At 64.0% G+C, this 12129-nt stretch carries 9 protein-coding genes and 1 pseudogene; 1 reads left to right on the forward strand and 9 read right to left on the reverse strand.

The genetic code is table 11. The features are described 5' to 3' along the window. The first annotated feature begins 819 nt into the window (after nt 1–819). The gene (locus VEZ38_RS00150) at nt 820–1524 is read left to right on the forward strand and encodes a hypothetical protein (protein WP_324890697.1); all 705 of its coding nucleotides are present in this window, start codon (nt 820–822) and stop codon (nt 1522–1524) included. Between the two features lie 207 nt (nt 1525–1731). On the opposite strand, the gene VEZ38_RS00155 is transcribed toward VEZ38_RS00150, so the two are convergent. From VEZ38_RS00155 to VEZ38_RS00195, 9 genes and pseudogenes are all read right to left on the reverse strand, one after another. After that, nucleotides 1732–3651 carry a B12-binding domain-containing radical SAM protein gene (locus VEZ38_RS00155; RefSeq protein WP_324890699.1) on the reverse strand — a complete coding sequence of 640 codons (1920 nt, stop codon included), beginning with the start codon at nt 3649–3651 and terminating at the stop codon, nt 1732–1734. Between the two features lie 149 nt (nt 3652–3800). Further along, complete coding sequence (locus tag VEZ38_RS00160; protein WP_324890702.1) at nt 3801–4034, reverse strand: hypothetical protein; 234 nt, start codon at nt 4032–4034, stop codon at nt 3801–3803. Next, entirely contained in the window at nt 4031–4966 is a 936-nt protein-coding gene (locus VEZ38_RS00165) for an FTR1 family iron permease (RefSeq protein ID WP_324890704.1), read from the reverse strand. The genes VEZ38_RS00160 and VEZ38_RS00165 overlap by 4 nt, the downstream gene beginning before the upstream one ends. A gap of 36 nt (nt 4967–5002) precedes the next feature. Beyond that, complete coding sequence (locus VEZ38_RS00170; RefSeq protein WP_324890706.1) at nt 5003–6496, reverse strand: copper amine oxidase N-terminal domain-containing protein; 1494 nt, start codon at nt 6494–6496, stop codon at nt 5003–5005. A 55-nt stretch (nt 6497–6551) separates the two neighbouring features. Then, nucleotides 6552–7613, reverse strand: a complete 1062-nt coding sequence (locus VEZ38_RS00175) for a hypothetical protein (RefSeq protein WP_324890708.1) — start codon at nt 7611–7613, stop codon at nt 6552–6554. 292 nt (nt 7614–7905) lie between these two features. Then, nucleotides 7906–9477, reverse strand: coding sequence for a nucleoporin-interacting protein (locus VEZ38_RS00180; RefSeq protein WP_324890710.1), 1572 nt, complete (start codon nt 9475–9477; stop codon nt 7906–7908). Continuing rightward, nucleotides 9474–10190: a glycosyltransferase family 2 protein gene (locus VEZ38_RS00185; protein ID WP_324890712.1), complete on the reverse strand. Its 717-nt coding sequence runs from the start codon at nt 10188–10190 to the stop codon at nt 9474–9476. Before VEZ38_RS00185 ends, VEZ38_RS00180 begins: the two co-directional genes overlap by 4 nt. After that, a complete protein-coding gene (locus VEZ38_RS00190; RefSeq protein WP_324890715.1) occupies nt 10187–11725 on the reverse strand; it encodes an alkaline phosphatase family protein in 1539 nt (512 codons plus the stop codon). Before VEZ38_RS00190 ends, VEZ38_RS00185 begins: the two co-directional genes overlap by 4 nt. Then, nucleotides 11722–12129 (reverse strand): annotated as a pseudogene (locus VEZ38_RS00195) (hypothetical protein); the annotation flags it as partial. The gene VEZ38_RS00190 and the pseudogene VEZ38_RS00195, both read right to left, overlap by 4 nt.

Genomic DNA, 12129 nt, shown 5'->3' on the forward strand with positions numbered 1-12129 from the left:
TTCCGCCTATCGCCCCCGCCGACATGCCCGCAGATAGCCTTTCGCACCAACTGGGAACACCCTTCCCTCTTTCGCGGTAAGGCGTTCCCACTTTCCGGGTACACCTTTCCCACTTGGCTACGTTCCACTTCCATCCGTTGCTGGCCGACACCTCGCCGATCGCTTACCGACTGCAGTTCTGCTACCCGCCGACATGCCCGCCGACAACCTTCCGCACCAAACTGGGAACACCCTTCCCTCTTTCGCGGTAAGGCGTTCCCACTTTCCGGGTACACCCTTCCCACTTGGCTGCGTTCCGCCTACGTCCGCTGCCCGGTCGAACCGCCACGCTCGCATACAACCTCAGTTCTGCCTATCGCCGACACCCCGCCACCCGCATCCCGGTCGCAGTTCTGCTACCCGCCGACGGCCTTTCGCACCAATTGGGAACACCCTTCCCTCTTTCGCGGTAAGGCGTTCCCTCTTTCCGGGTACACCCTTCCCACTTGGCTGCTTCTGCCTACGCCGCTGCCTGCCGCCCCCCGCCGCTCGCTTACCACATCAGTTCTGCCTGCCGCAGACTCCTCTCCGCTCGCTTACCGACCGCAGTTCCGCCTGTTGCCGGACACCTCGCCGCACATGCGCTGCTGTAGTTTCGTGCAAATCCAATCGAACTTCCCTTCTTCCGATGGACGACAGACCGGGCTTGGTATGGCACACGAAAAACACTAGACATGCCGGCCACACTTGGAGTAACATGGAAATACCGTGAAGCACACGTGGATCCGAAGACGGAATCCGCGTGTGCTTTTATTATTTTCCGAGAGGAGACCCACGCCAATGAATCCGGAGGTTCGAAAATTCGTGCAAGCATTCGAAGCAAAGATGAAAAAAGCGGGGAGAGACGTACGATTAAACGAAAATGAAATCCGTTTCCTACAGGAAGTGTTCGGTCCGGAGTTCTCCTTTAATTTCCAAGGGCTCACGGCACAGATGCCTTTTACGGACTATAGCGGTAAGGGGCGTTATATCGACTTTGTTTACGAGAGTCCGCCGATCCGAATTATGATCGAAATCGACAGTCTTCATTTCCACGTCACCGGCATCACGGCTCAACAATACGACGATCACCTAGAACGTCAAAACGATATGATCATAAGCGGGCGGTGGATCGTGATCCGTTTCACGGCCAACATGATCCGAAGGCGGCCCATGGTTTGCAGGCGTCAGCTCGTACAAGCCGTAGGAAAATGCTTGATCTCGGCGCAACACGACCAAATCATGACGGAGGCGCAGCTTTGGCGAAAGCGCGAAACCGAAATACTGCTGTTGGCCGCAGAAACTCAACTGCTCAAGCCGCTGACGGTTGCAGTGCGGTTCGGCGTTACGCCAAAGACAGCAAGAAAATGGCTGCAAAAGCTGGCCGCCGAGAAGGCGCTCGTTCCCGTTAGGAACAAGAAGCTAATCGTAGGCTATTCGTTGCCGGCCAACGAAAATACCGCCATCGCCCAAAGGACGACGGCGGCCGGAAGGGGGAGCGCCTAATGCATCGGATCATCGCTGCCGAAGTAGGGGGACGGTCGGACGCCTTCCCGAATGCCAGTAATTACGCAGCAGCCGAATGAGCAATGAAGGAAAAGCGGCTGAATGCCATAACGATATGGCTCCGCGCAAAAACCCAATTGACCCTTGGGGCGAAAAAGGTACTCAGCGCGCAGTGATTAACTGCCCGCCCTGACGGGATAGCGGCGCCTAATGCGCGCCGGCGCCGACGGCGAGCGGCAGCGCGTAGATGTCCGCGCGGCGGTCGGCGTCGCCGGAGAAGCGCGCGATGAGCAGCGACTCGGCGCCCGGGCCGATGCGGACGACCCCCTCCGCCAAGTAGACCGCCAGATCGAAGGGCACGCGGTCGAGCATGACCTGCTTGTGCAGCTCGCGCTCCGACAGCCGCAGCGCCGCGAAGGCGTCGCCGACATCCTCCGGACGCTCGGCGAGCCGACGCATCCAGTAAGCATGCTCCTCCGGCGTGAGCGCCATGTCCCACCACAGCTTGCGAGGACGGTATTTGTGCTGGCGGAAATAGTCGAGCTTCATGAGCCCGTCGACGACGTCGAGGTCGATCGCGCGAAGAGCCGGCGCCGGGGACGCAGTCCGTGCATCGTCCGGCGCGGCCGCTGTATCGCCGGCTGCGCCAGACGCTTCGCGCGCCGCGTCCGCCGCGTCGCCGGCCGCGCTAGGCAAGTCGAGCGCGAACGCGCCCGTCGAGACGTCCGCCAGGAACTCGCGCAGGCGGACGAACAAATCCTCGAGCTGATGGCCGATGCGCTCCCAGCCGCGGGACTCCCAGTAGGCGCCGAAGCCCTGGAAGAAGTCCCATGCCGACGGAAACACGCGCTCGATCAAATACCGCACCGTCGCGTCCGCGCGATGGGCGTTCCAATACTTCTCTAGCACGTCTTCCGCCTGCTTGATGCGCACAATGTCGGCGAACGGGAGCACGTCGTTGCCCAGAATTTCATAAGGCGCATGATCCATATACACGTACCCGTGCTCGGCCGCCCGCGCCCGAACGCCGGTGCCGCGGAGCATTTTCAAGAAACCAAGTTGGAGCTCTTCCGGTCGCAGCGCGAACACGTCGTTGAACGTCTTGCGGAACGACGCGTAGTCCTCCTCCGGCAGCCCGGCGATCAGATCGAGATGCTGGTCGATCTTCCCGCTTTCGCGGATCATCGTCACCGTACGCGACAGCTTTGCGAAATTTTGCCGCCGCTGAATAATTTCGTTCGTCGCGTCGTTCGTCGACTGCACCCCGATCTCGAACCGGAACACGCCCGGCGGCGCATGCTCGGACAGGAACGCGATGACCTCCGGCCGCATAATGTCCGCCGTAATCTCGAATTGAAACACGCAGGAGCCGCCGTGGTGGTCGATCAGGAACTGAAAAATTTCCAGCGCGTAATCCCGCTTAATATTAAACGTCCGGTCGACGAACTTGATCAAACGCGCCCCCGACCGGATCAGATGCAGCAGGTCCCGCTTCGTCCGCTCGATGTCGAAATACCGGACGCCGACCTCGATCGACGACAGGCAAAATTGGCACGAGAACGGGCAGCCGCGCGACGTCTCGAAGTAGACGACCCGCGTCGGCAGCTGCGGAACGTCGTCCGCGAAGTAATGCGGCGACGGCAGCGCATCCAGCTCCGCCTTCGGCCGCCCGGGGTTCAACACGACCGAGCCGTCCCGCCCGCGGTACGCGAGGCCGAACACGAAGTGAAACTTCTCCGTGCCGTCCCGCAGCTCGCCGAGCAGCTGGTGCAGCGTCTCTTCGCCTTCGCCCATCACGACGAAGTCGACCTCCGGCACGCGTTCGAGCCAATACTGCGTATCGTAGGATACCTCCGGTCCGCCGAGGACGACGCGCACGCGGGGGAGCACCTTTTTCAACATGCGAATAATGCCGATCGTCTCTTCGATATTCCAGATATAACACGAAAACCCGACCACGTCGGGCGCGTGCCGAAACAAATCGGACACCACGTTCATCGCCGGATCCTTAATCGTATATTCCGCAAGCTCGATGTCGAAATCGCGCTCGCTGTAAGCTTTCAGATAACGCAACGCCAAAGACATATGGATGTACTTTGCGTTGAGGGTGGCGAGGACCGTTTTCATTCGGAAAATGATTCTACCTTTCGCAATAAGACTTCTGCTCCCATTGTACCAGACCGCCGCCGCCCCGCAAAACTGGCGTAGGTTCGGCCCGCGCCCGCCGGTCCGCGTCAGCAACGAAAACGGCCGCCCCGTGGGACGGCCGCCGCGCTTCATCCCGCGGGACTCAGCAGCTTCTTCAATTCGGCATACAGCGTATCCGGATCGGCTTTGCACAGGAACGCGCCTTTGCCGATCTCGGCGATCGCGCCCTTCTTGCATGCGCCGCAGCGGCCGAGGCAATCTTTCTTCTTCCATTTCACGTCGGGGAACTCGCCCTTGAGCGCCTTCACCGCGGATTTGCCGTCGCAGCGCTTCAAGTTTTTGCAGCACACCTTGACCTTCATGCGCTCACCTTCACGGATGGAGTGGACTGCGAGTCGGCGGCGACGCTAACCTTCTTGCGCTGCCGGAGCAACATCGCGAATACTGCGAAGTAGTATCCCCAATACGCGAGAAATTCTTCCACCGACGGATCTTGCGTATAGCCGAGGAACGCTTTAAAGAAGATGCCGACCTGCCCGCTGATCAACGGATGAACGCCGAAATCGCGAACGTAATGCGCATAATCCTGCGGATGCTCCGGCATAAGCCACGTCAAGTCGTACAGCGCTCCGATTTGGCCGCCCGGCGTCGTATACAGCGTCCCGAGCAGGCCGATGTCCTGCATAATGCCGACGCCCTGCACGAACAAGCCGGCGGCGATCATGACGAGGAATACCCCGGTAATTTTGAAAAAGGTCCCGAGCGGCACCCGCCGCGTTCCGCGGAAGAACGTCCACGCGACGACGATCGCGACGATCAACCCGCCGAGCGCGCCCCAGCTGCGGATCGCCTGCTCGATATCGCCGCCCGAAATCGCCGCGAAGAAAAATACCGTTTCGATGCCTTCGCGCAGCGTGATCAGGTAGGCGTGCACGAGCATGTTGATGACGCTGCCCGTCGTCAGGATCGCCGCGACCTTCGACTGCACCTCGCCCTTCATATCGCGCCCCTGCTTCGCCATAAACAAGATCATGTGCGTCAGCAGCACGGTCGAGACGAGCAGGATGCCGATCTTAAGGTAGATGTGGCTCGCCATCGCGGCGAAGCCGGTCAGCACGACCTGGAACGCGAGCGCCACGCCATAGCTGGAAACAATCGCGAGGAACACGCCGAGCCATACCCACTTGTTCCACCGCTTCTCGCCGATCCGCGTCAGGTAGGTGACGATCACGCCGATGATCAGCAGCGCCTCCAGCGCTTCGCGGAACGTAATGAGGAACGCTTGAAAATCCATGGACCGTCACCCCTTCCCAAAACTAGAAAATGTTTTTTATTCCGTAATGACGACTTCGCCCTTCGAATAGAACACGTTGTTGCCGAACAGCTCGGCGACCGCGCGGAGCGGGATAAAGCTGCGTCCCTCGGCGTTCGCGACGACCGTCTGCTCGAGCTTCGTCTCTTGCGCGACGCCGTCCTTGACGACGACGTCCGAGCCGAGCTTCAGCTCGATCGTCTGGCCGGCTTTCACGATCGTGACCGTCTGCGTCTCCGCCGCGTAATCAACCGCCGCGCCGATCGCCTCGGCGATAAACCGCGTCGGCACGAGCGTGCGGTTCGTCTGCGGGTTGACATAGGACGCTGCGTCGACCGTCACCGTCTTGCCGTCGACCGTCAACTCGTTCGAGCCGATCGCGAACACGACGCCGTCGAGCTGCGCGACGATTTTCAAATACGCCACGACGTGCTCGTTGGCCGCCGCTAGGTCCTTCTTGAGGACCGCCTGCAAATATTGCTCCGCGTGGGAGACTGCAGTGGCGTATACCTTTTCCCCGAGCTTCTCTTTAATCAGCACTTCCATCGCCGCGAGGAACATGTTGCCTTCCATCGCATGCTCGACCGCAGCCGCGTACTTCGCCTCGACCGGCAGCTCGTCTTTCAGCACGCGCGTCGCGTAGCCGCCGATCTTGCCGTTAAACATCGCCGCGTAATGCTGCTTGACCGCCGCCTCGTTCAGCTTCGTCTTGTCGCCGCTGCCGAACGCCTCGAGCACCGCGTCCGCGTCCGCTTTGCTGCCGCCGCTGAGCGAGCCGTAGATCGGCTTGAAGAAGAAGAAGCCTTCGGTCATCTCGACCTTCGCCTTCGCCTCGGCCGCCGCCGGCGCCGTCTTCGCGTACTTGAGCGTCGCGAGGTGGAACACTTTGATCAGCGTCTTGTCGAACATTTGGCGATAGATGCTGTACTGGAGCAAATCGCCGTCCGCCGCCGCTTTGCGCAGCCCTTCGACCGCCGTCGCGAGCGTATCTTCCGTCATAACCGGCGTTGCGGTATCCTTGTAGTAATCGTCGCGCTTCATCGCCGTCGGGGCGAGCACGCTCGCGTACAGCTCGATGCCCTTCTCGAGCGCCGCCGTCGCGCCGGCTTTGTCGCCCTTCTCCAGCAGCGGAATCGCTTCGTAGCGGACATGGTTCGTGATTTTATTGTAGAAGTACCACTGCAAGCCCTTGTCGATCGCCTGCTTCGCTTGTCCGGCGCTCAGGTCGCCCGCGATCGCGAGCTCGAGCGATTGGGAAATCAGCGCGTCGATTTCTTCGTTCACGAGCTTGACGTCGGCTTGAAAGTCGGCCTCGTACGCGGCCTTCACCGCTGCGAGATCGACGGCGCCCTCGGAAGGGAACAAGGCGACAATGCTCGAATATTTGTCGGCGAGCGCCGTCTGTGCGGACACGTCCGTCGTCAGCGTGAACTTCGTCTGCGCGGCGAGCGCCGCGGGCGCGGTACCGAAAGCAAGAGATGCGGATAAGAGCAGTGCGATACTTTTCTTCATTACGGATAATCTCCTTTAATCATATATGGTATGAATCATTCCTGCCGGTAAGGGGTTAAAACAGGTTGCGCTTCTTCGCGTAGAAAATGCCGCCCGCCGCCGCGAGCGCGACCGCGCCGATGACGACGATGCTGACGATCGGATTCGTGCGGCTTTGCCGTTCCATCGGCGCGTGAGCCGCCGCTTCGGAGGAGACGTCCGCGGACGTCACGGCTACGGGCTCGGCTTCGGCCTCGGTCTCCTCGGCCGCAGGCGCCTCGGTCGGCGACGGCTCCGGCTCGACGACCTCTGCCTCTGCCGGGGCCTCCGCCGCCGGCGCCTCAGGCTCCGGCGCCTCGGCTGCCGGCTCCGCTGCCGCCGGCGCTTGCGCCTCGGGCTCCGCCGGCTTCGCCGGCTCCTCGCTCTTCGTCTCGACGGCCGCAGGCACCTTCGGTTCCGTCTTCGCCGGCTCCGCCGCCTTCGCAGGCTCCGTCGCGGCCGGCTGCGGCTTCGGCGCCGGCTCGGCCGCGGCGGGCTTCTCGGCCGGTGCGGCTCGGAACGGGAACAGCGGCTTCATCTTGCCGAGGATGAAATCCGTCTTCGTCCGGAACGTCTCGGGATCGACCGGCTTCTCGCCGACGCCGAACAGGCCGGGGTTGCCGAGCGCGGTCAACGCTTCCTCGAACGCGGCGAGCACGGCCGCGTTCGTCGCATCGTCGCCGACGTACGGCTGAAGCACGTCGTATGTACCCTTCGCCTTGGCGAGCAGCAGCTTCGCCTGCGCGTAGTCGTTGACGTCTTTGTTCGCGTATTGGAACCGTCGATCGAGATTGAGCACCAGCAGCGCTTTATAGTTCGAAAGAAAACGCTCCCGGTCCTTCGCCGCGATGTCCGCGTCCAGCGTCGCCGCGACGGACGCGCCGAAATGCGACTCGATCTCGGGTCGATGCACTTTATATATTTCGCCGACGGCCGCCCAATCCGGCGCGCTTTCCGGCAGTTTCGCGATCATTTCGTTCATCGCTTCGGCGATGATTTCCTTGCTTGGATCCCCGTACGAATAGGCGCCGACCTGTTGAGGCGCGAGCAGCAGCAGGATCGTCAACGCCAAGGGCCATAGTCGTGCGAACTTCTTCATGGTTGCATCCACGTCCTTCTCTAGTAGGAATGAGCGGTTATGATAGAATCCTGAGAATGATTTTCACTCTCTACCCATGTGTAATGATAATCAGTTTCAATAGGACTGTCAACGGAAAAAATGCATCTTTTCCTCCGGAAATTCATCCCTTTCCTAGATCTCCGCCAGGGAGCTTGAAGGTAGCAAATTCCCATCGGCCCGTCGGAAGGGCATATTGTCCAAAACTGTCCAAAAAAAGCTGGACGCGCTCGCGCCTAAAAAAAAGAGACCGCGCGAATCCGACTCCGCGCGGTCACCTCCACTCATATATCGTAATCTCATGGTACACGGGTTCGACGATGCGGCTCGAACGGAACGTCGCCAGCGGAACGAATCGCCGCTCCGACACATCGACGCCTTGGGCCGCGAAGCCTTCCAGCACGCTGCCGGTGACATACGCGCGGCGATCCGGGCGGGCTCGACGCTCTTCGTCCGCGAGCCCGTACGTGTACACGCGTTTATGCGGATAGTCGGCCCCTAGGTACTGAAGCGGACGCGTCTCCTCCCATGTATAGAGAATGAACGGCGTCTCGAGCCGGGCTTCGGCGTAGCGGTGCAGCTGGACGACGGCCGGCGTCTCTTCGCGAACCGTTCGCAGCAAGCCCGCGCCGGCGACGAGCTGGGCCGTAAGCGCCGCGGACAGGGCGGCGGCGAGGAGCGCCCGCCTCCGGCCGAACGCCCGGCCGAGCCACGCCGCGAGCAGCCACAGCGCCGGCCCGACGAGCGGCAGGATATGCCGGGGCTTGTCGACATTTTGGGCGAAGAGCGCCCAGAGAAAATAAGCCGCGCAGGCGGCCGCGAGCCAGCGCAGCGCGGCGGCGGACGCGGCCTGGCTCGCGGGAGGCGCAGGGGCGTCGGACGACGCGGAGGCGCCGGGCGCGGCGCCGCGGCGGCCGCGCACCGCCGCGGCCAGTCCCGCGAGAACGGCGGCGCCGAGCGCCGCGGCGTTGAGCGGGCTGCCGCCGCAGAGGCCCACCCATAGCCAGTTGTAAAACAGTAACGCCGCGAGCCGCTCGGGGAGCGGATCGGCGGACGCCGCCGTCGCCGCGCCGCCCCAGCCCGTAAAGTGGCCGCGGGCGAATTCGAGCGCCAGCTGCCAGAAGCCGCCAAGGCTGCCTTCGGTCGCGGCGAGCCCGCCGATCCAAGCGAGTTGCGCCAGCGCCGCGGCGAGCAGGAAGGCGCCCGCCCGCAGGCGGCTTGCGCGCAGCTCGCGCAGCAGCAGGGGCGCCAGCAGCAGCCCGAACGCGACGTAGGAGAGCCGCACGCCCAGCAAGACGCCGTACAGCGAAGCCGTCCATAGCAAGGGGCCGAGCCTAGGCGTCCGGAGGGCGGCGAATGCCGCGTACAGGTACCACCAAAGGACGCCGACCGCCATCGCCTCGGACATCGGGAGCGCGGCGGCGAGGCCGACGTAGGCGGCGCCCTGCAGCAGCGCGGCCGTCAGCGCGGCGGGGGCGGCCGGCATCGTCGCGCGGGCGAGCGCGTACATCGGCCAGACGGCGGAGGCGTACGCGAGCGCGCCGGCGCCGGCGAGGGCGGCGACCGCGTCGCCGCCGAACAGCGGCCGCAGCGCCATGCCCGCGAGCACGAAGAACGGGTACCCCGGGAAGTGCGGCTGCATCGCGAGCAGGTCGAACCGGTCGAGCGCGAGCGCGAAGTCGACCGCGTCCCACGACGCCGCGTACGGCGACGCGGATGCGATGCGCATCGCGCAAAGCAGCGCGGCCAGCGCCGCCGCGGCGAGGAACGGCCCCGCCGCCCGAAGCCGGGACCGTTCGCCGGCGCCGCCGCGCGCGGAGGACGATGCGTTCCCGCCCGCCGTCATCGCGGCTTCACCGGCCGGCGCATCTCGCGGTAGATCGCCGGCAGCACCTTCCGCGCATACGCGCGGAATTTGATGAACGACTCGCCCTTCGTCCGCACGCGGTACGGGATCGGCACCTCGGCGAGCCGAAAGCCTTGCCGCACGAGGTTCAGCGTAATGACCTGGGCGTAATTGTAGTCGTGTATAATGTCCGCCCGCTCCATCGCCTCCCGCGAGAAGGCGCGCATGCCCGACTGCCCGTCCGTGATACGCGTCGGCCGGCCGACGGCCGCCAGCAGCAGCCGCTGCAGCCAAGTGAACGCGTAGTTGCCGAGCCGGCGGTGCAGCTTCATGCCGAAGATCGTGCCGGCGAACCGGGAGCCTAGCACGTAGTCGGCTTCGCCCCGAAGGATCGGCGCGACGAGCGCCGGGATCGACTCCGGCGGGTATTCGTTGTCGGCGTCGATCATGACGCCGACGTCCGCGCCGAGCCGCACCGCCTCGGCGAGGCCCGCGCGCACGGCGGCGCCGAGCCCGCGGTTGCGCGGCAGGCGCAGCACGAGATCGGCGCCGCAGGATGTCGCGACGTCCGACGTGCCGTCCGTCGACCCGTCGTCGACGACGACGGTCGTCACGCGCGCGCCGGGGACGCCGTCTCGCGGCACGCGCGGCAGCACGTCGGGCAGCGACTCGGCTTCGTTGTAGGCCGGCAGAAACACGACGATATGCGTCATCGCGTCGGCTCCCCCTCGGCGGCCGCGGCGTCGCCGATGCCGGCGGGCGAGCTCGCCGCCGCGTCCGCGCGGAACGAGTCGACGAGCGACGGGCCGTGCGCATGGCTCGGGAACGGGCAGCCGAGCAGCTGCGTCACCGTCGCCGCGAGCGAGACGAGCGAATGCCGCGCCTCGACCCGTCGTCCGCGCGCGACGCCTTCGCCCCAGACGAAGAACGGCACGAACCGCTCTCCCTCGTCGAGATGGCCGTGGCCGCCGATGCCGTCGGCTTGGCCGTGGTCGGCGCAGACGATGAGGGTTGCCTTTTCGAGCTTGCCGCTGTCTTCCAATTCCTTCACGAACGTCTCGACGAGCCGGTCGGCCGCTTCGATCTTTTCGATATAGTCGTCATAGAACACGCCGCGGGCGTGGCCGATCTGATCCGTGCCGATGAACTGCACCGTCAGCAAATCCGGGTCCTGCTCGCGCACGACCTTCAGCGCCCGCTGCAACGTCGACGGATCCGCCTCGTCGTGCTTCATGACCGCCGTAATGCTTTCGACGTCGTCGCCGAACGCGTCGACGAGATGCGCGATGCCGAGCAGCCGGCCCTTCTTGCCCCCGCGCCGCAGCGCGTCGAACACGCTCTCGACCTTGACGCCGTACCGGATGACGAGGTTCGACGTAATGCCGTGCTCGCGCGGATACGCGCCCGTGTGCATCGACGAGAAGCAGACGACCGTGCGCGCCGGGTAAATCGTCTCCATATGGACGTATTCCGTCCCCTCGCGGCGCAGCTTGTCGAGGAACGGCGTGTTCGCCTCGTAGAAGCGCTCCTTGCGCATCCCGTCGAGCACGATGACGTACACGCGGCGAGCCAGCGGTTCGGTCGGCGCCGGGTATCGATCCTTCGTAAACCAGTCGTACATTTTCGGCTTCCAATCGAACAGGTTGCGGTGCAGAATCCATGCGTATAAGCCTACGCCCGCGATAAAGCCCCACGTCAGCAAGCCGTCGCGAAGGGGCGTCCACGCCTCGCCGAACCATCGGTATGTCCAATGCCAGAGCGAGAGAATGAGCAGAAACTTCGGAATTTGCTCTTGCGCGTTGCCGCTCGTCGAGTCGCTGTGCTTGAGCACCAGCTTCCAGAAACGAGCGTAGTTGTTCCACGGCGTGCCGATGCGCATGCGGTAGTAGAACGTGCCCCAGAAGAATACCGTGAAAAAGAAATACAGCCCCGTCGCGAACAGCGCGAGCCGGGGTTCGAACGGCGCGTAGCCCGGCGGCCACGGCAGCAGCACGTAGACGAAGAGCGGCAGCCACAAATAATTGCGCAGGAACAGCGGAAAGTCGAAGTGCATATAGAGCAGCAGCAGCGGGAGCACGATGACGAGCGCGGCGAGGCCGTGCGCCGCCAGCCACGGGTTCGCCAGCCATGTCGCGCCGTGCGAGAGCAGGATCGTCCCGACGACGAAGATGGGCAGGAACGACTTGCCCTCGTTCAGGAAGTTCCAGGCGCGGGCGGCGGTTTTTTCGAATTTCGAAACGTTTTTCATTCGGTCCATGATGGGTCGGTCTCCTTCCGGCGGGCGAACCAGTCGCGCCACTCGGGAATGCGAATCGGCAGCAGCAGCATCGTGAGCAGCCCTGCCGCGTAGCTGAAGGCGAATTTATAGCCGTGCGACAGGAGCGCGACGGCGAGGGCGTCGGCGCCGGCGAGGCCGGCGCGCGTCAGCGCGTAGCTCATGGCGCTCTCGTAGCCGCCGATGCCGCCGGGGCCGACGTACGCCGGGCCGCCGGCGATCGTGAAGGCGTTCGCCCAGACCGCCTCGAGCGGCGCGAGCGCGCCGGCGCCCGAGACGGCGGCTGCGGCGGCGGCTGCGGGCGCGACGACGGCTGGCGCCCCGGCGACGGCGGCGGCGACCGCCCAGACGACCGCGGCCTCGAGCAGCCAGCTGGC

This window comes from Paenibacillus sp. (genome assembly GCF_035645235.1).
GTDB lineage: Bacteria > Bacillota > Bacilli > Paenibacillales > YIM-B00363 > Paenibacillus_AE.

What these genes read in the sequence shown, in the direction of transcription:
- VEZ38_RS00170 (WP_324890706.1), bottom strand. Translation starts at nt 6,496, where the DNA reads ATGAAGAAAAGTATCGCACTGCTCTTATCCGCATCTCTTGCTTTCGGT.
- VEZ38_RS00180 (WP_324890710.1), bottom strand. Translation starts at nt 9,477, where the DNA reads ATGACGGCGGGCGGGAACGCATCGTCCTCCGCGCGCGGCGGCGCCGGC.
- VEZ38_RS00185 (WP_324890712.1), bottom strand. Translation starts at nt 10,190, where the DNA reads ATGACGCATATCGTCGTGTTTCTGCCGGCCTACAACGAAGCCGAGTCG.
- VEZ38_RS00150 (WP_324890697.1), top strand. Translation starts at nt 820, where the DNA reads ATGAATCCGGAGGTTCGAAAATTCGTGCAAGCATTCGAAGCAAAGATG.
- VEZ38_RS00190 (WP_324890715.1), bottom strand. Translation starts at nt 11,725, where the DNA reads ATGAAAAACGTTTCGAAATTCGAAAAAACCGCCGCCCGCGCCTGGAAC.
- VEZ38_RS00155 (WP_324890699.1), bottom strand. Translation starts at nt 3,651, where the DNA reads ATGAAAACGGTCCTCGCCACCCTCAACGCAAAGTACATCCATATGTCT.
- VEZ38_RS00175 (WP_324890708.1), bottom strand. Translation starts at nt 7,613, where the DNA reads ATGAAGAAGTTCGCACGACTATGGCCCTTGGCGTTGACGATCCTGCTG.
- VEZ38_RS00160 (WP_324890702.1), bottom strand. Translation starts at nt 4,034, where the DNA reads ATGAAGGTCAAGGTGTGCTGCAAAAACTTGAAGCGCTGCGACGGCAAA.
- VEZ38_RS00165 (WP_324890704.1), bottom strand. Translation starts at nt 4,966, where the DNA reads ATGGATTTTCAAGCGTTCCTCATTACGTTCCGCGAAGCGCTGGAGGCG.